The 18,696-nt window shown below is 70.0% G+C and carries 20 protein-coding genes; 12 read left to right on the forward strand and 8 right to left on the reverse strand.

The features are described from left to right. Positions 1 to 93 precede the first annotated feature (93 nt). Together G4D83_RS19925 and G4D83_RS19930 are read right to left on the reverse strand one after the other, a co-directional pair. Positions 94 to 684 (reverse strand): GAF domain-containing protein, encoded by a 591-nt coding sequence (locus tag G4D83_RS19925; protein ID WP_163866378.1) that lies wholly within the window; start codon positions 682 to 684, stop codon positions 94 to 96. A gap of 301 nt (positions 685 to 985) precedes the next feature. Further along, positions 986 to 1,240: a hypothetical protein gene (locus G4D83_RS19930; protein ID WP_163866379.1), complete on the reverse strand. Its 255-nt coding sequence runs from the start codon at positions 1,238 to 1,240 to the stop codon at positions 986 to 988. 302 nt (positions 1,241 to 1,542) lie between these two features. Between G4D83_RS19930 and G4D83_RS19935 the strand changes: the two genes are divergently transcribed. From G4D83_RS19935 to G4D83_RS19945, 3 genes are read left to right on the forward strand one after another with little or no spacing between them, the layout of a single operon-like run. Next, positions 1,543 to 1,995 carry a hypothetical protein gene (locus G4D83_RS19935; RefSeq protein ID WP_163866380.1) on the forward strand — a complete coding sequence of 151 codons (453 nt, stop codon included), beginning with the start codon at positions 1,543 to 1,545 and terminating at the stop codon, positions 1,993 to 1,995. A 49-nt stretch (positions 1,996 to 2,044) separates the two neighbouring features. Further along, positions 2,045 to 3,478: a sensor histidine kinase gene (locus tag G4D83_RS19940; protein ID WP_163866568.1), complete on the forward strand. Its 1,434-nt coding sequence runs from the start codon at positions 2,045 to 2,047 to the stop codon at positions 3,476 to 3,478. After that, the gene (locus G4D83_RS19945; protein ID WP_163866381.1) at positions 3,475 to 4,809 is read left to right on the forward strand and encodes a sigma-54-dependent transcriptional regulator; all 1,335 of its coding nucleotides are present in this window, start codon (positions 3,475 to 3,477) and stop codon (positions 4,807 to 4,809) included. Before G4D83_RS19940 ends, G4D83_RS19945 begins: the two co-directional genes overlap by 4 nt. A gap of 79 nt (positions 4,810 to 4,888) precedes the next feature. Here G4D83_RS19945 and G4D83_RS19950 read toward each other — a convergent pair whose 3' ends face one another. Further along, positions 4,889 to 5,086: a hypothetical protein gene (locus G4D83_RS19950; RefSeq protein WP_163866382.1), complete on the reverse strand. Its 198-nt coding sequence runs from the start codon at positions 5,084 to 5,086 to the stop codon at positions 4,889 to 4,891. A 162-nt stretch (positions 5,087 to 5,248) separates the two neighbouring features. On the opposite strand from G4D83_RS19950, the gene G4D83_RS19955 reads away from it, so the two are divergent. Next, positions 5,249 to 6,505 carry a C39 family peptidase gene (locus G4D83_RS19955; protein WP_240356433.1) on the forward strand — a complete coding sequence of 419 codons (1,257 nt, stop codon included), beginning with the start codon at positions 5,249 to 5,251 and terminating at the stop codon, positions 6,503 to 6,505. Positions 6,506 to 6,587: 82 nt separating this feature from the next. Here the strand turns inward: G4D83_RS19955 and G4D83_RS19960 are convergent, their stop codons facing one another. Further along, positions 6,588 to 7,505, reverse strand: a complete 918-nt coding sequence (locus G4D83_RS19960; protein ID WP_163866384.1) for an SDR family oxidoreductase — start codon at positions 7,503 to 7,505, stop codon at positions 6,588 to 6,590. A 124-nt stretch (positions 7,506 to 7,629) separates the two neighbouring features. Here G4D83_RS19960 and G4D83_RS19965 point away from each other — a divergent pair, with 124 nt between their 5' ends. After that, entirely contained in the window at positions 7,630 to 8,211 is a 582-nt protein-coding gene (locus tag G4D83_RS19965; protein WP_338041933.1) for a TetR family transcriptional regulator, read from the forward strand. An 888-nt stretch (positions 8,212 to 9,099) separates the two neighbouring features. Beyond that, entirely contained in the window at positions 9,100 to 10,713 is a 1,614-nt protein-coding gene (locus tag G4D83_RS19970) for a L,D-transpeptidase family protein (protein ID WP_240356434.1), read from the forward strand. A 3-nt stretch (positions 10,714 to 10,716) separates the two neighbouring features. On the opposite strand, the gene G4D83_RS19975 is transcribed toward G4D83_RS19970, so the two are convergent. From G4D83_RS19975 to G4D83_RS19985, 3 genes are read right to left on the reverse strand one after another with little or no spacing between them, the layout of a single operon-like run. After that, complete coding sequence (locus G4D83_RS19975; protein ID WP_163866387.1) at positions 10,717 to 11,130, reverse strand: secondary thiamine-phosphate synthase enzyme YjbQ; 414 nt, start codon at positions 11,128 to 11,130, stop codon at positions 10,717 to 10,719. A gap of 3 nt (positions 11,131 to 11,133) precedes the next feature. Continuing rightward, on the reverse strand, positions 11,134 to 11,880 hold the full coding sequence (locus G4D83_RS19980; RefSeq protein ID WP_163866388.1) for an alpha/beta hydrolase: 747 nt from the start codon (positions 11,878 to 11,880) through the stop codon (positions 11,134 to 11,136). Then, a complete protein-coding gene (locus G4D83_RS19985) occupies positions 11,880 to 12,578 on the reverse strand; it encodes a peptidylprolyl isomerase (RefSeq protein WP_163866389.1) in 699 nt (232 codons plus the stop codon). The genes G4D83_RS19980 and G4D83_RS19985 overlap by 1 nt, the downstream gene beginning before the upstream one ends. Positions 12,579 to 12,753: 175 nt before the next feature. Between G4D83_RS19985 and G4D83_RS19990 the strand changes: the two genes are divergently transcribed. After that, positions 12,754 to 13,719 carry a hypothetical protein gene (locus G4D83_RS19990; RefSeq protein WP_163866390.1) on the forward strand — a complete coding sequence of 322 codons (966 nt, stop codon included), beginning with the start codon at positions 12,754 to 12,756 and terminating at the stop codon, positions 13,717 to 13,719. 56 nt (positions 13,720 to 13,775) lie between these two features. Next, positions 13,776 to 14,864 (forward strand): trigger factor, encoded by a 1,089-nt coding sequence (locus G4D83_RS19995; protein WP_163866391.1) that lies wholly within the window; start codon positions 13,776 to 13,778, stop codon positions 14,862 to 14,864. A 12-nt stretch (positions 14,865 to 14,876) separates the two neighbouring features. On the opposite strand, the gene G4D83_RS20000 is transcribed toward G4D83_RS19995, so the two are convergent. After that, positions 14,877 to 15,875 (reverse strand): alpha/beta hydrolase family protein, encoded by a 999-nt coding sequence (locus G4D83_RS20000; protein WP_163866392.1) that lies wholly within the window; start codon positions 15,873 to 15,875, stop codon positions 14,877 to 14,879. A 194-nt stretch (positions 15,876 to 16,069) separates the two neighbouring features. Between G4D83_RS20000 and speD the strand changes: the two genes are divergently transcribed. The 4 genes from speD to G4D83_RS20015 are packed head-to-tail and all read left to right on the forward strand — an operon-like array spanning position 16,070 to position 18,661. Next, positions 16,070 to 16,348: an S-adenosylmethionine decarboxylase gene (speD, locus tag G4D83_RS20005; RefSeq protein ID WP_240356435.1), complete on the forward strand. Its 279-nt coding sequence runs from the start codon at positions 16,070 to 16,072 to the stop codon at positions 16,346 to 16,348. Next, complete coding sequence (locus tag G4D83_RS20010; protein WP_163866393.1) at positions 16,345 to 18,243, forward strand: DUF4178 domain-containing protein; 1,899 nt, start codon at positions 16,345 to 16,347, stop codon at positions 18,241 to 18,243. Before speD ends, G4D83_RS20010 begins: the two co-directional genes overlap by 4 nt. Positions 18,244 to 18,272: 29 nt before the next feature. Then, positions 18,273 to 18,434 (forward strand): hypothetical protein, encoded by a 162-nt coding sequence (locus tag G4D83_RS45550; protein ID WP_205522666.1) that lies wholly within the window; start codon positions 18,273 to 18,275, stop codon positions 18,432 to 18,434. After that, positions 18,434 to 18,661: a DUF350 domain-containing protein gene (locus G4D83_RS20015; RefSeq protein ID WP_141647619.1), complete on the forward strand. Its 228-nt coding sequence runs from the start codon at positions 18,434 to 18,436 to the stop codon at positions 18,659 to 18,661. Before G4D83_RS45550 ends, G4D83_RS20015 begins: the two co-directional genes overlap by 1 nt. Positions 18,662 to 18,696: the final 35 nt, after the last annotated feature.

An 18,696-nucleotide genomic window follows, 5' to 3' on the forward strand; every position in this document is an offset into this window, starting at 1 on the left:
GTAGCAGAAACGCTCGGCGGAGGTGTCCACGCGCGAGGGTGGGGGTCGCCGGTGCCCGGGCTGCCCGGCGACCAGGGGAGCGACTTCCGGCCTTCAGTGCCCCGAAGCCGGCGTGCGACCCACGGCGGCGCGGAGGTTGTTGCGGACCTGATCCAACGACGAGCGCATCTGCCCGTGGCGCACCGACGCCGCCACCGCCCGCGCCAGCGACTTCAGCAGCGACACCTCTTCGGGCTTCCACGCCCGGGCGCCGCGGCAGTCCTCGAAGACCGCCACGCCCCACCACTGCTGCCGGGAGGGGTTGATGGGGCTCAGCAAAATCGACTGCGTCCCCTGGCGCTCCAGCAAGTCCCGCATCATCGGAGGCGCGTCGCGGGTGGGGCATGCCACCACCATTCCCGCCTCCAGCATGTCCACCCAGCCCGGCGCGAAGTCCCGGAACGAGAAGGCGCGCAGCACGGGGTTCGCCAGCGCCGACGCGGTGGGCGGCTCCGCCCAGGCGTAGCGCAGGTCCGTGACGAACCGGCCATACGTCTGCTGCGTGCGGTTCTCGAAGATGTACGCCCGGTTCACGCCCAGCGCATGGCCCACCATCCCGAGAGACTCGACGCCGGTGCTCGCATTGAGCCCCTTCTCCAGCAAGAGCTTCGAGGCTTCCGACACCTTCGAGAAGGCTTCCACCATGGGGTGACTCCAGGAAAAGACGAATTGCAACGGGTTCCGCAAGTATCCGGAACGGACTGTCATCCGCTGAAGTCACATTAAGCGTGATTACTGTGTTTCTGTCAAATCCCAGGTTTACTGAAAGTCAAGAGTTCGTGCCGGAGACAATGACCCAGGCGGGGTGTAAGTGACACAGGTGCTTTTCCGGGCAGGCCCTATCAGCCACGAAGTGTCCGGGGCAAGACAGACCCCTGAAATGCCACGAGGGCGCCCCCTTGGAAGGGCACCCTCGTATGGATTCCTCGAAACGAGGAAATCGAGACTACTTGGTCTCGGCGGCGGTCTCGGCCTTGGGGGCCTTCTTGGCCTTCTTGCCGGCCTTCGCGGGCTTGGCCTCGGCGGCGGGCTTGGCCTCGGCGGCGGGGGCCTCGGCGGCGGGAGCCGGCTGCGCGGTGGGGGCGGCGGCGGGAGCCTCGACGGCCGGCTTGGCCTCGGCGGCGGGGGCGGCGGCCGGAGCCGGGGTGTTGGCAAACGCGGTGGCGGCGGCGAGCAGGGCGGCGGCGAACACGGTCTTCATGGAAAGCTCCGTTGAGGGGGCACGACGCGAGATTGCGCCGTATCAGCGAGCAGGCGCTTGAGCAGCGCGCGTGCCAGCGGCCTTCTCAGAGTGAGGCGCGGCGCGCGCGAGGCGAGGGCTGGGGAGAAACTCCTCAGTTGAAGCTCCAACATTGGGGGCCTGCTCCACAGACAAGCGCTTGTCGCTTTGACGACACCGGGGCACTTGAGCAAGCTGCGTGCGCGTTCCCGGCTGGGGAGCGCGAGCCCGTGGCAGCTCGTCGTCGCGAATCTCTCGCGACCGCGGCGCGGGAGAGACGGTGTATGCGGTTCCTGTGGTGCGCGACTGCGGCGGTGGCGTGGCTGGCGACGGGGTGCGCGCGAATCACGCCTGAGCGCCTGGAGGCGCAGGTCCAGGAGACGATGCGCTGGCAGCGTGAGTACCAGTTGGAGCGGGAGCGCTCCGAAGCGGTGGCGGTGAGGCTGGCGGCGCTGGAGGCGACCATCGAGCGGCTGGTGGCCGAGCGCGCGGAGGTGGAGCAGGGCCGCGTGGCGCTCCTGGAGGAGTTGGTGCGCACGGAGGCGGACCGGCACGCGCTGGAGGAGCACAACACGCAGTTGCTCGCGCGCGAGCGGGAGCTGAACGAGCTGCGGGAGATGCACGAGCAGCTCTCCGACGTCTTCTATGAGTCGGCGTTGGAGCGGGCGCGGCGGCGGTTGCCGTCGGCGCGGCAGCCGGACGCCTCCGTGGCAGGCGACGGGACGGCGGTGCCTTGACGGAAGCGTGGGTCCTCGGGGCCCGTGCCTCCGTGGTAGAGGTCGGACCCTGGTGAGCTCCCGCACGTCCATTCGCGGTTATCGCGCAGGCTTCTTCTTCGTGGTGGCCCTGCTGTCGGCCGTCACGGGCTTCACGCTGTGGACGGAGGTCCGCACGAGCGCGCAGGTGGATGCGCTGGTGCAGGAGGCGCTCGAGCGCGCCAGCCTCATCGGCCGCATCCGCGTGGACGCGCTGTCATTGGAGTCGGCCATCGAGGCGCACATCCGCGCCACGGACGACGGTGAGCGCAAGGCGGCGGACGTGGTGATGGAGGAGATTCTCACCGACATCCGCTTCGCCTCGGAGGCGTACACGCGCAACCTGCCGCCGGGAGACAAGGCGGCGTGGGAGCGCTTCAACGCGGCCTGTCAGGGGCTGGCGGACCAGGTGCGCGCGGCGGCGGTCTTCTCCCAGCGACGGGAGGCGGACCGCGCGCGCCGGCACCTGGCCGAGCGCATCCGTCCGGTGGCCGCGCAGCTCGACGCGCTGGGCGGCTCGCTGTCGGAGGAGAACGCGAACGAGGCGCGGCGTCTGGTGGGGAGGCTGGCGGACCTGCGCGTGCGCAATACGGCATTGGGCGCGGGCACCACGCTGCTGGCGATGCTGCTGTCGATGCTGGTGGGGTGGCACATCACCTCGCTGCTCAAGCGCCAGGAGACGACGATTCAGGGGCAGCTCGAGGAGCTGGGCCGGCACAACCAGGAGCTGGATGCCTTCACGCGTCGCGTGGCGCATGACCTCATCAGTCCGCTGGCGCCGCTCAGGGGCTACCTGACGCTCATCCGTCGCACGGGCGGGGTGACGGACGCGGGCGCGCTGGAGATGCTGGCGCAGTGCGAGTCCAGCGCGGTGCGCATGGGCGAGCTGATTGAAGCCCTGCTGCGCTTCTGTCGCGCGGGCACTCGCGGGGAGCGCACCGTGGGCGAACTGGACACGGCGGTGACGACGGTGCTGCTGGAGGTGGCGCAGACGGCGTCGGCGCAGGGCGTGGCGCTGGAGCGGACGCTTCAAGCGGGCGTCGCGGTGGACTGCCCGGGGCAGCTGCTGCAGGTCACCGCGCGCAACCTGCTGACGAACGCGGTGAAGTACACGGCGGGGCGGCCGGAGCCTCGGGTGACGGTGAGCGTCTCCGTGGAAGGGACGGACGCGGTGCTGGAGGTGGTGGACAACGGCATCGGCATGGGGCCCGTGGCGATGGCCTCGCTGTTCCAGCCGTTCTTCCGCGCGCCGGAGGTGCGCTCGTTGCCGGGGCATGGGTTGGGCATGGCCACCACGAAGCGCGTGGTGGAGGCGCATGGCGGGACGTTGACGGTGCGCTCGGAAGAGGGGAAGGGCACGCGCGTGGTGGTCCGCTTCGCGCGCGTGACGCGGCCGACGGTGGGGAGCACCGTCGACTCCGCGGAGTCGTCCACAGCTTCCGGAATCCGCAAGGTGGCCTCGTGAGTGCTTCCCGCATCCTCGTCGTGGACGATGACCCTCAGGCGAGGGATTTGCTCCAGCGGTTGCTGGGACCGCTGGGCACGGTGTCGCAGGCGGCGCACCCGAAGGCGGCGCAGGAGAAGCTGGCGGAGGGCTCGTTCGACCTGGTGCTGACGGACATGGCCATGCCCGAGCCGGGGGATGGGCTCAAGGTGTTGCAGGAGGTGAAGGCGCACCTTCCGGACACGCCGGTGATTGTGGTGACGGCGTTCGGCAACATCGAGGGCGCGCTGGACAGCATCCAACTGGGGGCCTTCGACTACCTGGCCAAGCCCTTCGACGTGGACGCGATTCTCCGCGTGGCCCGGCGGGCGCTGGAGCAGAAGCGGCTGGTGGAGGAGAACCGCTCGCTGCGCCAGCAGGTGGACCGCAGCGCGCTGGTGGGGCGAAGCCCGGCGTTGCTGGAGGTGTACAAGCAGGTGGCCCGCGCGGCGGCGAGCAACGTGCCGGTGTTGATTACGGGCGAGACGGGCACGGGCAAGGAGATGGTGGCGCGGGCGCTGCACAAGCGCTCGCCTCGTGCTTCCGGCCCGTTCATCCCCGTGGACTGCGGCGCCATCACCGAGTCGTTGATGGAGAGCGAGCTGTTCGGCCACGCGAAGGGCAGCTTCACGGGCGCGTCGGGCGCTCGGCGGGGCGTGTTCGAGGAGGCGAACGGCGGGACGCTGTTCCTCGACGAGATTGGCGACGTGGGGATGAAGGTGCAGTCGCAGCTCCTGCGGGTGTTGCAGGAGGGTGAGATTCGCCGCGTGGGCGAGAGCGTGCCGGTGAAGGTGGACGCGCGCGTCGTCGCGGCGACGAACCGCAACTTGAAGGAGCGGGTGGCGGAGGGCGCGTTCCGCGAGGACCTGCTGTACCGCCTGGACGTGGTGCACCTGCACCTGCCGCCCCTGCGCGAGCGGCGCGAGGACATCCCGGCGCTGGTGGTGCACTTCGCGTCGCGACATGCGCGGGGCGGGGTGAGTCCGGTGGTGACGTCGGAGGCGATGTCGCGGCTGACGGCCTACGACTGGCCGGGCAATGTGCGGCAACTGGAGAACGTGGTGGCGCGCGCGCTGGCGCTCAACGTGACGGGCGTCCTGGGGCCCCAGGACTTCCCGGAGCCGATTGGGGATGCGCCCAAGCGGCTGACCGGGCTCGCGGGTGACATGCCCAGCCTCGCGGAGCTGTCGCGCCGGTATGCGGCGCATGTGCTCCATGCGGTGGGTGGCAACAAGAGCGAGGCGGCCCGGCTGCTCGATGTGGACCGCAAGACGCTCTACAAGCTGCTGGAGGCGACTGAAGCGGAGGGTTGACCCGACTCCAGGCGTTGACTGGTTTTGTCCAGGGGCCCCGGGGCCCTTGGGGGGCCTTCAATACGACGGGCTCACCTCGTCAGTCGTCATCGTCAGCGTGTTTGAACTGCTGGAACGTCTTGCAGTGCTTCTTGACGACTGCGCCGATCTGCTCTTCGGTGGGTGCTGTCTTTGCTGAAACGAAGAGCTCGATGAGCTCCGGCTCGATGGCCTTCACCTGCTCTGGGGTGGGCTCTTGGGGTGAGAGGCCAGACCTCTGTCTGGGTTTGTCTTCCATGCCAAACAATTCAGGTCTCCTTCGCGCTTGTTTCACACACTGAACGTTCAATGACGTCCGTGGGTGACACATTGAAGGTGGAATTTTCGAGCAAGAGGCATGCGGCCGGATGAGCCCTTACGGTGGTTGCCGACTGCATCGGGTTCTCACAGACTCCACTCCGTGAACGCTCGCTCCCTGTCGACGCTTGCCCTCCTCCTGGCCTCCACGCAGACGGCCTGTGTCTCGCAGCAGAAAGGTCGTGAGGATGCTCCCGCGGGTGAGCCGGGGACTCCGGCGAAGCTGTGGCGACGCAGCGCGGTGGAGCGCGACTTCGAGCGCTTCACGCGCGAGGGCCTCTCAGTCACCAGTGACGGCGCGCTGGTTCTGGACGCGTCGGCGCGGACGGACAGCGTGCCCGTTCCCACGGGACGCAACGAGGAGGGTGGTACGCGCTACCACGAGGCGACCTACCGACTGGGGAGCGCCGTCTCCGAGGTCCAGCTCGTGCCGGGTGGCTTCACCAGCGTGGTGCCCTCGTTCGATGCGCTGACGCCTCCGGGCACCTGGGTGAAGGTGACGCTCGCGGCGCGCATTGAAGGCACCTGGACCAAGGACTACGAGCTGGGCGTGTGGGCCTTCGACAATGAGCCCGTGGCCCGGCACAGCGTGGACGGGCAGGGGGACGCGGATGGTCAGGTGTACACGGACACGCTCAACCTCAAGCGTCGCGCGGACGCGCTGCGGATGACGGTGTGGCTGTTCTCTTCACAGCCGGAGGCCACGCCCCGGGTTCGCGCGCTGTCGGCGGCGGTGAGCGACAAGCAGGGTGTCGTCGCGGATGCCACGTCCGACCGGACGGCCTGGGGCACGGTGCTGGAGGTCCCCGGCCACTCGCAGATGCTCTACCCGGACGGCGGCCCCGTGTGGTGTTCGCCCACGTCCACGACGATGTTGCTCGGGTACTGGGGACAGAAGCTGGGGCGGCCGGAGCTGACCACGACGGTGCCTTCGTCGGCGGACCGGACCTATGACTGGGTCTACAAGGGCACGGGCAACTGGGCCTTCAATACGGCGTATGCCTCCGCCATCGGTGACGGCGCGTTGCATGGCGCGGTGCTGCGCCTGGATGGCTTCGCGCAGGTGGAGCGCCTCATCGCCGCGGGAATCCCCGTCAGCATCAGCATCGCCTACGAGGAAGGGGAGCTCACCGGCTCGCCCGTGCGCAGCTCGGATGGACACCTCATCGTGCTGAGGGGCTTCACGCCCGACGGTGACGTCGTGTGCAATGACCCCGCGTTCAAGACCGACGAGACGGTGGGGGTGACTTACAAGCGCGACGAACTCTGGCGCGCATGGCAGCACTCGCGCGGCGCGGCCTATGTGCTCTGGCCCTCGGGGACGGCGTTCCCCGCCGAGGTCATCGGGCTGCTGCGCTGAACCGGCGCCCGGAGTCGGTCAACGCAGCGGCCCGGGGTACCGAGGGTTCAGCGCGCGTTGCTCGCGCTCGGCACGACTCCTGTCATGCGGGTGCCACGGACTCGAAGTAGTGGCGATCGGCGAGGTCCGCGAGCAGCCCCGGATGCGTCGGCTTCCAGCCCAGGAGGTCTTGCGTGTGCGCGCTGGACGTGGGGTTGTCGAGCTGGGTGAAGGCGGAGAGGAATCCGAGGTACTTGTTCGCCTCCTCGGCGGAGACGCTCCTGGCCGGCAGTCCGAGGCCACGGCCGATGGCTTCAGCGATGTCGCGAAAAGGGATGCCCTCCTCGGCGACGCCGTGGATGCGAGAGCCCGCTGGCGCTCCCTCCAACGCCAGTCGGTAGAGTCTCGCCGTGTCGAGCGTGTGCACCGCTGGCCAGCGGTTGGCGCCGTCCCCGACGTAGGCGGCGAAGCCGTTCTTTCGCGCCATCGTGATGAGCGACGGGACGAAGCCCTGGTGGTCGAGTGAGCTGTGCACCGTCGGCGCGAGGCGGATGACGGAGGACCGGACGCCGCGCTTGCCGAGGGATATCACCGCGTTCTCCGCGTCGATGCGGGGGCCGCCCGCGAGCACGTCGTGTTCGGTGCCAGGGCGACCGCGTACCGCATGAGCCAGCGCGAGCGTTCCCGCCGTGCCCACGAACGGCTTTCCGGAGCCCTCGAGCACGGCGCTCATCGCTTCGATGGCGCGGAGGTCGGCCGCCACCGCGCCCGCGTAGTCGCCAGTGAAGGCCACGTCATGCTTGAACGCGAGGTGGATGACTCCATCCGCGGTGGCGGCGGCCTCTCGCAGGCCCGCGAGGTCATCGAGGTGGCCTCGCCGCACCTCCGCGCCAGCGGACTTCAGCGCGGCGACCGAGGAGTCGGAGCGGGCGAGCCCGACGACCCGGTGCCCGGCCTCGTGCAACTCGCGGACGACGGCGGAACCGATGTGCCCCGATGCACCCGTGACAAAGACGCGCATGTGAACCTCCGATGTCAGAAGCTGACATGACTCCTAGCACGTGATGTCAGTCGCTGCAATCAGGTACAGTGGTGCGATGGGTCGTTGGGAACCGAACGCGCTCGAACGCCTGCAGGACGCCGCGATGTCGTTGTTCCAGGAGCGCGGGTACGACCGCACGACGGTGGAGGAGATCGCCGCGCGTGCGGGGCTCACCGAGCGGACCTTCTTCCGCTACTTCTCCGACAAGAGAGAGGTGCTGTTCTCGGGCTCGAAGGGCCTGGAGGCGCTCATGGTCAGCACCATCGCCGATGCGCCGAAGGCAATGGCTCCCATCGACGTCGTCGCCGCCGCGCTGGAGGCCACCTCGCCGGGATTCGAGGAGCGCCGTGCGCATGCATGCAAGCGGCAACCCCTCATCATGGCGCACGCGGAGCTTCGGGAGCGCGAGCTCATCAAGCTGGCATCACTCGCCTCGGCGATGGCGGAGAGCCTCCGGGGACGCGGCGTCGAGAAGACGGTGGCCCACCTCGTCGCCGAAGCGGGTATCGCCATCTTCAAGAGTGCGTTCGAGCGTTGGATCGAGGACACGAAGAAGCACGAGCTCGCGCATCATGTGCGCGTGGCGCTCGCGGAGCTGCGGCTCATCACCGCCGGAGCGAGCGCGGCTTCTTCCACGCCGCCCCCGACCAAGGCACCACGACGCAGCCGTCTCGGCCCCCGGTAGGCCCGAGGCGCACGGAGTCGAGTGGCGTGGGGCGTGTCTCGCGTGAGACATGTCTCGGGGTATCCGGGGCCATACGGGATTCCTCCCATGAGGGAGTGGGGCAGGGTGCCTCCATTCCGTTGCATGTGACATCCACCGTCAGGACCGCACGGATTACGCACCCGCGCGGAGTCGCGCGCAGGCGGCCCCACCTCGGACGACGTTGAGCAAGCGGGCGAGCCCTCGTACCGTGTCATCCACATGCGACGTTGGCTTCAGCTCGCCCTTCTCCTGCCTGGAATCGCCTGCACGCCTTCGTCGAAGACGGAGGATTCCCCCTCTCCCGTGGGTGTAGCGCCGAGCCCGTCCCAGCCCACCACGGCCATTCCCCCCGCGCCCTCGGGCCCGAATCTCCAAAGGAGCGCGGCGGCCTCCTCGGCCGAGCCTCGGCCTGATGGGGCGTCACCGTCCACGGGGGCGGCGGTGGTGAATGGGTCTTCGCCTTCCGGCGACAGCGCGGCGGTGCCTTCCGGAGCAGACGCGACGGCCGTCGGAGCTGGGGCAGTGGTGCCTGCTGGAACTGGCGCGACGGCCGTCGGAGCTGGGGCAGTGGTGCCTGCTGAAACTGGTACGACGGCCCTTGCCGGAGCTGGCGCGGGTATTCCTTCCGGAGCTGGCACGCCGGTGTCTGTTGGAGCCAGCGCGACGGCCCCTGCCGGAGCTGACGCGACGGTGCCCGCAGGAGACAGTGCCCTGTTGGGTCACGGCTCCATGGAGCATGGGCTTACCGCAGCCGGCACGGTCCCCTCGGATGACGGTGGCACCCCATCCGCGGGTTCAGCCGGAATCCACGCACCCTCGGCCTCCACGTCGGGAGACCTGCTCGCCGCCTGGAATCGGACCGCGCCAGTGCCCGACACGGACGGCGGGCCCTCGCGTACGTCTTCCGCCGCGCGTCCCTCCACGGACTCTCGCGACTCGGATGATGGCTCCTCTGCTCACGACGAGCCCTCGCTCGCCATCGACCCCGCGCTCAGCGCCATGCCCAAGCCCGAGCGCCGCGAGGAACTCCCCGTCGAGGACCCCGAGGAATCACCCCCACCTCCCGCCGAGCAGCTCGTCGTCATCCCCGACAAGCGCAACCCCGGCCTGGAGCTGGTGCTCGGTCCGGACGGCGAGCCGCTGGAAGACACGAGCCTCGTGCTCGACGACCCGTCCCTGGAGCCCGACGAGGACACTCCCAATTCCGCGACGGCCAGCAGCGCGGACGCGGGCACCGAGCCCGTCGCCATTCCCTACCAGCCCGACGCGGGCTCGCTGCGCGTGCGTCGCTCCATCGCGGTCCGCTCGGCGCCTCGACAAGACGCCCCGCCCCTGGGCACGGTGGCCCAGGACATGCGCGTGCTCTGGAAGGGAGAGACCGCCATGCGCAATCCCGAGTGCGAGGCCTGGGTCGAAATCCAGCCTCGCGGCTGGGTCTGCGAGCGCTACCTGGAGCGCAACTTCCGCGAGCCCCGCGTCCGGGATTTGCCCCGCCTGCGTGAAGGCGAGCTGACCCCCGGCACCTATGCCCGCGTCGTGGGCAAGCGCGTGCGCGCCTACCCGAGCCTCGCCCTGGCCCGCTCGAGGAGGAAGGGCGTCCTGCTGAAGGGCTCGGTGACGGTGCAACTGCGCGGACAGGTGCGCGTGGGCCGGCGCACCTTCTGGCGCACCACGGATGGCCAATACCTGGAGGCCCGCGTCCTGCGCGAGTACCGGCCCTCCGCCTTCGTCGGCGTGGACGCGGAGCAACTGTCGGAGCTGTCCTCGCCCTTCGCCTGGGCCCAGTCGCGCGTGAAGCCCACCGCCTCCGTGGAGGTCAAGGTCGCCCCGGACGCGAAGGCCGCCCGGGAGACGGTGCTGCCCGCGAGGACCCTGGTCGCCGTGCGCGAGCTGTCTCCCGATGGCAACTGGGTGCTCATCGCGGAGGACCACTGGGTGGCGCGCCAGGACCTGCACGTCGCCTGGTTCACCCACGCGCCCCCCGGCGTGGAGCCGGGTGCACGCTGGCTCGACGTGGACCTGGAGGCCCAGGTGCTCGTCGCCTACGAGGGCGAGCGCCCCGTCTACGCCACGCTCATCTCCTCCGGGAAGCCCGGCACGGACACGCCCGAGGGCCTCTACCGCGTGTGGATCAAGTTCGCGGAGGCCGACATGACGGGCAACGGCACCGCGGGCAATGACACCTACCGCGTGGCCACCGTGCCGTGGACCATGTTCTTCGAGCAGGACTACGCGCTGCACACCGCCTACTGGCATGACCGCTTCGGCGAGCCGATGAGCCACGGCTGCGTCAACCTGGCGCCTCGGGATGCCCGGGCCCTCTACGGCTGGTCCGCTCCAGAGGTCCCCACCGGCTGGTCCATGGTGCACGCCACGCCCGAGTCGCCCGGCTCGTGGGTGCGCATCCGCGGGCAGGCGCGCATCCCCACCAAGATGAAGGAGCGCAAGGTCCGCGTCGTCGCCAGCACGCGCGGACTGTGACGCTCAGCCCACCACCGACACGGTGACGCGTCGGCGGTGGGGCGCGGCGCGGTGCTCCCAGACGTAGACGCCCTGCCACGTCCCCAGGTTCGCCGCGCCGTCCTTCACGGGGATGCTCAGCGAGTTCTGCGTGAGCACCGTGCGCACGTGCGCGGGCATGTCGTCGGGCCCCTCCGCGTCGTGCACGAAGAGGGGGTCTCCGTCCTTCACCAGCCGCGCGAAGAAGGACTCCAAATCCCGGCGCACGTCGGGGTCCGCGTTCTCACACAGAATCAGGGACGCGCTCGTGTGGTGCAGGAACACGGTGCACAGCCCCTGCCGCGCACCGCTGTCCGCCACCGCCCGCTGCACGTCCCCGGTGATGTCCGTGAAGCCGCGCCCCCGGGTGGGCACCGTGAGCTCCTTCGCGTGGTACATGCCTCAGCCTTCCAGTCGCGCCTTCAGGAACGCGGCCATCCGCTCCAACTCCTCGGCGTCAATCGTGTGCGGCCCGTCGAAGGGGAGGAAGTCCACGGACAGTCCCGCCTGCACCAGCGCGTCGCGCAGGCGCTCGCCCGTCACGAAGGGCAGCACGTCGTCATGGCGGCCGTGGCCCTGGAACACCGGCAGCCCTTGCCGGGCCTGGGCCTTCTGCTTCCACTCCTCCTCCGCGATGAGCGTGCCGGAGAGGATGCACAGCCCGGCCGGTCGCTCCTCCAGCCGCAGGGCCACATCCGTCGTCACCATGCCTCCCTGGCTGAAGCCGCCCAGGACGATGCGTCCATAGGGCAGCTTCGACGAGGTCGACAGTGCGTCCACCGTGGACATCAGGGCGCGACGCGCGGCGGGAAGTCCCTCGGGCACCTGCTTCGAATAGGCCTCCCAGTCCCGCATCTGCCCGCGCATGAATGCCTCGGGCAGATGGAACCAGGCACGTCCCTGGGGCATGCCCCACTGCGCCATCGTCAGCGGACCGCCGGGCATCACGAAGCGCACGCGCTCCGCCAATGCGGGCTCCACCGCCATCAGCTCCGGCACCAGCGATACCAGGTCGGTCGCCGAGGCGCCCAGGCCGTGACAGAGCACCACCGCCAGCTCCGGCACGGCGCCTTCGGCGAGCCCGTCCACCACCTGGCAGTCCAGCTCGCCCAGGCGCGTGGCCACGCGTCGGAGGTTGCGTCGCTCCATCACTGCGCGTCCGCGAGCGAAATCTTCTGGATGACGACGGGGTCCACCGGCCGGTCGCCCGGGCTCGTCGCCACCTTGGAAATCTTCTCCACGACGTCGTAGCCCTTCACCACCTCACCGAAGATGGTGTGCTTGTTGTTGAGGTAGGCCGGCGTGGACGTGGTGATGAAGAACTGGCTGCCATTGGTGCCCGGGCCCGCGTTGGCCATGGCCAGCAGGCCCGGCTTGTCGAACGTGCGGCCGCTCTTGAACTCGTCGCCGAAGCGGTAGCCCGGGTCACCCCGGCCGGTACCCGTCGGGTCTCCGCCCTGAATCATGAAGCCCGGAATCACGCGGTGGAAGATGACGCCGTCGTACAGCGCCTTGCCCGTCACGCGCTCGCCGCTGCGAGGGTCCGTCCACGACTTCTCGCCCGTGGCCAGGCCCACGAAGTTGGACACCGTGTTGGGCGCGTCCTTCGAGAACAGTCGCACGACGATGGGGCCCTGGTTCGTCTCCAGCGTGGCCTGGATGTCCTGGCCGGCCTGGACCTTCTTCATCCACTCGCCCGGGGCTTCCTCGGAGGGCCTCGGGGCCGAGGGCTGGGCCGGCGCCGGCGTGGAACTGCCCGTGGACTCCTTCTTCTCGGTGGAGTCCTTGCAGGCGGTGGCGGTGAAGGTGAGGCACAGGAGGAGGGCGCTCAGGATTCTGGTGGTCATGGGGCGCGCAGATTAACCGACCTTCGACGAATTACAGGGGGTTACGTCGTCCCGCGTGGACCCGGAGTTCTCCGGGAGGCAAAATCGCCCGCCAGCGGCCCCTCTCGACGCAACATTCGGAACCAGGGCACGATGATTCCCCTGGAGCACCCCGAATCTCGTCCGGAGTCCCGAGTTGGCGCCCATCGAGCCGCGTACCACCCCGAGTCCTGTTCCCACCTCCCGGCCTTCACAGCCCACGGCCGCGCCGCTTCCGGTGTGCCGGGCTGAAACCCCGGCCGCGCCCGCGGGACGGACGCCGGACCGCTGGGAGGAGGGCGCCAACGAGGTGGCCCGGGCCACCAACGGGGTGCGGCAGTTCTCCGACGCGGTCGGCGCCACCCAGGTGAACCGCGCTCAGGGCCCCATCCGCTTCGGGCGTATCGACACGGGCCTGCTCGGCACCACCGTGACGGGCGCGAACACCCAGCCCGCTCGCCTGGCTGGCGGCGTGTCCACGGCGGCCAGCGTGGCGCAGCTCCCCGGCGCGGCCTACCTGGCGTTCCGCGATGTGCGCGACGCCTTCCGCGCTCCGTCCGCTGACTCCGCCAACAGGGCGGCCGGCTCCACGGCGAGCCTGGCGTCCACCGGCCTCAACGTGGCCAAGGGCGGCCTGGACCTCGCGGGCAACGTGAGCAACTACCGCGCGGCGGCCGACGCTGCTCGCGCCGCCTTCACGCAGGCGGCGCCGGAGGCCTCGGCCGCGGCGGCGAACCGCGTGGCGACCGCCGCCGCTTCCGAGGGCGTGCTGGGCGGGTCCCGTCAGGTGATGCGCAACGCCGCCGCTCGCGCCGCGGGCGAGGGCCTGGAGGACGCGGGCCGTCTGGGCGCGAACGCCGCCCGCACCGCGCTGCGGGATGGTGGCACGGCCGTGGCCAGGGCCGCGGGTCGCTTCGCGCCGGGCCTCAACGTCGCCATCGCCGCCGCGGACACCGCCGCCGCCGCGAGCACGCTGGCCGACCCCAACGCGTCGGTGGGCCGAAGGGTCACCGCCAGCGTCACCGCGCTGGGCTCCGTCGCCGCCGCCACCAACATCCCGCTGGTCAGCCAGACAGGCGCTGTCGTCTCGACGGCGTCCAGCTTCGTCGGCGCGTTCTTCTAGGCGCCGCGCCGCCTCCTCCGCTCTGTGGTATCCGGACCTCCCGGAGCGGAGGAAGCATGACGTCCCAGAACGACTCGAAGGGTGGCGGTGCGCGCTCGCTGGCCGAGCTTCATGCGCTCGGCATCATGAAGCGCATGCCCGCGTCGATGTCGCTGGGCAGCACCGAGCCCGTCTCCCTCCCCACCGTGCAGGCGCCTTCCCTCGAAGGGCTGACGGTGGCCCTGCGCGCCCCTGGCCCCATCGACGAGCAGTCCCTGGTGGCGCGCTTCGATGTGCTGCGCCGCCAGCACGCCGACCGCCGGGTGCGCCTCGCGGGCGAGGTCGTGGGGCTCGGCGACGAGGTGCTGCTGGAAGTGCTCGGCTTCGCCAACGGCCGGCTCATCCCCTTCTCCGCGCGGGAGAACTGGCGGGCGGAGGTGGCCCCCGACGCGCTGCTGCCCGGCTTCTTCGAGGCGCTGGTGGGCGCGAAGGTGGGCCAGTCCTTCGGCATCGAGCTGACGCTGCCGGACACCTACGTGGTGGAGTCGCTGCGCGGCGCGACGGCGCGCTTCCTGCTCGACGTGAAGGCCGCCTCCGAGATGAAGCTGCTGGAGGATGACTCGCCGGTGCTGCTCGAGCGCCTGGGGCTGGGCACCCTCACCGACGTGATGGCCCACCTGGGCGACACGCTCGCCCGCGAGCGCACCGCGGAGATGGACCGGCTCACCCAGGAGCGCGTGCTGGACGAAGTGGTGGCGCGCACGAAGGTGACGCTGACGCCGGCACTGGTGGACGAGGAGATTCGTCGCCGCTGGGCGGAGGTCGAGCGGCCCATGTTGATTCGCAAGGACTTCCAGCCGAACGAACTCCAGGAGGCGCTGGAGGGCTGGTTGAGGGAGCCGCTCACCCGCGCGGACGCGGAGCGGCGGCTGACGCTGGCGCTGGCGCTGCGGGCCATCGCCGCGCGCGACGGCGTGAAGCTGGCGAAGGGCGCGGTGGACGCGCTGGTGGATGACCTGGCCGCGCTGTCGGGTGTCTCCCGTCAGGACCTCATCCGCGCGATGAAGGAAGACACCTTGCTGGCGAAGCGGGTGGAGGACCTGGCGCTGCACTTCGCCACCATCGACAGCGTCATGCGGCGCGTGTCGCTGACGCCGCCGACCTGACGCCACGACGGCTCACGGCGTCTCCAGCGCCAGCGTCACCATCACCTCGGTGAGGTCTCCAGGGTGGTAGCGGCCCAGTCCCGGCAAGGCGCGCAGCGCGGCCTCCGCGTGGTCCAGGTCGTCCAGCCTCACCACGCGCGCGCCAGGCACCTCCGCGTCCACCGCCGTCACCATGCCGTCGGACGCGTAGCGGTAACGCTCGTCCAGATATCGCTGGAGCGGATAGAGCGAGGACAGGCGCGACAGCCTCGAGGTGGCCAGCGACACGGTGGGGATGTCCGCCGGGTAGGGGTGCCGGGCGATGAACGCCATGCGCTGGGAATAGGACAGCTCCTCCACCGAGCGCGACACGCCGTGGAACAGCAGCGGGAAGGCGAAGTCGATGAGCCGCCGCATGTCCGGCGTGGTGGCCAGGTCGTGGGCGATGGACGAGCCGCCATAGGGCGCCTGGAGCGTCACCACCGCGCGCACCACCCGGCGCAGCTCCGGGTACAGGGCGAGCACGGCGGTGCACTCGACGCCGCCCTTGCTGTGGCCCACCAGCACCACCGAGCGACCGAAGTGCTCCGCGTCCAGCAGCGCCTCGCGCAGCACCGCGACGTTGTCGAGCAGCAACCCCTCCGTGTCGACCGATGCCTCCAGTACGTCCAGGCCCCGGCGCTCCAGCCGCTGCACGTTGTCCAGCAGGTAGCCGGGCAATTCGTCCCCGAGCATGCCGCGCACCAGCACGTACTGATGGCGCCGTGCCTCGGCGGGCAGCACGGGCTCTCCCTCGCGCACGCTCCGCAGCAGGTGATGGAAGCGAGGAGTCAGGTCCACCGTGGCCGGTGTCGTGCCCGCTGGCATGCGCTGGAGCCAGCCGGCCATGCCGCCACAGCCGGGGCCCCACCAGCGCGGCGCGGCGGGCAGTCCGCGCAGGCCCCGCGTCAGCCGGGCGATGGCGCCGGGCTCGCGGGTGGGGGAGGGCGTGGGAACGGGCGCGGAGGCGTCAACGTCGGACTGCTGCGTCATTTCACGCGGAAGCGTACCGGCAAGGGGTGGCGCGGCGCCAACGCGAGGCCCCGAGCGCGAGCGGCTTTCGTGCGTCGGGTCTCGTGCTAAGTAGTCCCAGCAGAGGCGGGAGGACTTCGAAGCTGACCACCGGACAGGAATGGCTGGTTGACGCGAGCGGCTGCTCGCCTGGACTGCTCAAGGACGCGGCGGCGTTGGCGGCGCTCTTCGAGGAGCTGCTCGTCCTGCTCGACCTGAAGGTCGTGGGCCAGCCGCAGTGGCACGTGTTTCCAGAGCCTGGTGGCATCACCGGGCTGACGCTGCTGGCGGAGAGTCACCTGGCCATCCACACCTTCCCGGAGCATGGCTTCGCCGCGCTCAATGTCTACTGCTGCCGCCCTCGCGCGCGCCCCGACTTCGAGTCGCTGCTGACGCGCCACCTGAAGGCGGCCTCGTGCGAGGTGCGTGAGCTGAAGCGGGGGGTGAAGGCGTGAGCTTGGGGAGGTGTCCGTCGTGCGGCGCGGATGTGGAGTTCACCGCCGGCTCGGCGCAGGTGATTGTGTGCGGCCACTGCCAGACGGTGGTGGCTCGCAAGGGCGACAACTTCGAGTCGCGCGGGAAGATTGGCCGCATCCTCGTCACCGACTCGCCGCTCCAACTGGGCGCGGAGGGTCGCTACGCGCGCACCGCGTTCCAGGTGGTGGGCCACCTCCAGAAGGACCATGGCGCGGGCCCCTGGGACGAGTGGTACGTGGAGTTCTCCGACGGGCGCTCCGCGTGGGTGAGCGAGTCCGAGGGCGCCTTCCACATGGTCCTCGACGCGGGCGTGGAGGAGGGCGTGTCGCTCTCCGACCTGCACCCCGGCGAGCGCCTGCGCCTGCGCAACCGCGCCTGGGTGGTGGAGGAGCGCGGCCACGGCAAGGTGGTGGCCGCCGAAGGCCAGCTCCCCAGCGACGTGGACCCCACGCAGGACTCCTATTACGTCGACGCCACCGGCTCCAAGGGCGCCTTCATCACGCTCGACTTCGGCACGCGCGACAGGGACCCCGAGGTCTTCATCGGCGAGCGGCTCAAGCTGGAGCAGCTCGGGATTCCCGTCGACCAGCTCCGCCCCCGCGCCCAGCGCAAGGTGGACCTCCAGCAGGCTCGCTGCACCGAGTGCAACGGCCCCCTGGAGCTGCGCGCCCCGGACAAGTCCCTGCGCGTGGGCTGCCCGTTCTGCGGCGCGCTCCTGGACGTCAGCAAGGGCAAGCTGTCCTTCCTGCGGCTGTTGGAGAAGCCGGACCACGCGCCCATCATCCCGCTGGGGGCCAAGGGCACGCTGAAGGGCACCGAGTGGATGTGCATCGGCTTCCTGGTGCGCTCCTGCACGGTGGAGGGCGTGCGCTATCCGTGGGAGGAGTACCTGCTCTTCCACCGGGCGAAGGGCTTCGTCTGGCTGATGCTCTCCAACGGCCACTGGGTGTTCCTGGAGCCGCTGGCCGCCGGTGACGTGGAGCTGGTGCCCCTGAGGTCCGCCTTCCACGACGGCCGCCGCTACAAGGCCTTCCAGAACGTGCACGCCGTCACGGAGAACGTGCAGGGCGAGTTCTACTGGGAGGTGACGGCGGGCGAGTACGCCGAGGCCACCGAGTACGTGTCCCCCCCGTACTCCATCAACGTGGACGCCACCGAGGACGAGGTGACGTACACGTTCGGCGAGTACCTGGATCCCCAGGTGGTGAAGGACGCGTTCAAGCTGAAGGAGGTCGGGCCGACGTACGGCATCGTCCCCAGCCAGCCCAATCCCCTCTCGGCGGGGATGCGCTCCACCATGCTGTGGTCCTTCCTCTGGATTCTGGGGCTGCTGCTCCTGGCGGGCCTCTTCTCCGGCTTCGCGCGGGAGCAGGTGGTGCTCGAGGAGAGCGTCACGGTGCCCCCTGACGCCGCGTCCGGCACGCCCGCCGCGATGAAGTTCAGCGCGCCCTTCGAGCTGACCAAGCGCGGCAACATGAAGGTGGAGCTGGCCGCGGGCCTCAGCAACGACTGGATGGGCGTGCAGGGCGACCTGGTGAACCAGGAGACGGGCGACGTGAGGAGCTTCTATCAGGAGCTCAGTTTCTACCAGGGCAGTGACAGCGACGGCTCCTGGAGCGAGGGCAGCCCGAGCGAGAGCCTGTATCTGTCCGTGCTTCCGGCGGGCAAGTACGTGCTGCGCACCACGGCGTCCTACGACGCGTCGCCCCGACCGTCCGCGCGCAACTACAGCGTGAAGCTGGTGCACGACACGCCCAACGGCAGTTGGTTCTGCGTGGCGCTGGGGCTGCTGCTGCTGGCGCCGGCGTTCTCCTTCTTCCGCTCGCACGGCTTCGAGACGCGCCGGTGGGCGGACAGCAATCTGACGGAATAGACGCGCATGGCACGACACGGAGGCGCGGCATGAAGTGGTTCGGTGGGCTGGTGCTGCTGGGGTACGCGGCCATGATGGTGTCCGGGTGGTCGCCCTTCACCCGGGAGGAGAAGGACCGCGTGCCGGGCAACGTGCGTCGAGGCCCGGGTGGCATCCTGCTGTGGACCGGTGGTTTTCAGGGAGGGAAGTGATGCTGTTACTCGGCGTCGTCGTGAGCTGGCAGGGTGTGCTGGCGAGCGTCATCTATTCGCTCATTGGCCTGGCGGTGTTCGTGGCGGGCTTCTTCGTCATCCGCCTCATCATGCCGTTCGACGTGCACAAGGAGCTGGAGGTCGACCAGAACACCGCCGTCGGCATCGTCATCGGCTCCTTCATCCTCGGCCTGTCCATCATCGTGGCCGCGGCCATCGGTGGTTGAGGACCCGGACTCCCGCTCGAAGAAGAAGTGAAGTG

The organism is Myxococcus eversor, from assembly GCF_010894455.1.
GTDB lineage: Bacteria > Myxococcota > Myxococcia > Myxococcales > Myxococcaceae > Myxococcus > Myxococcus eversor.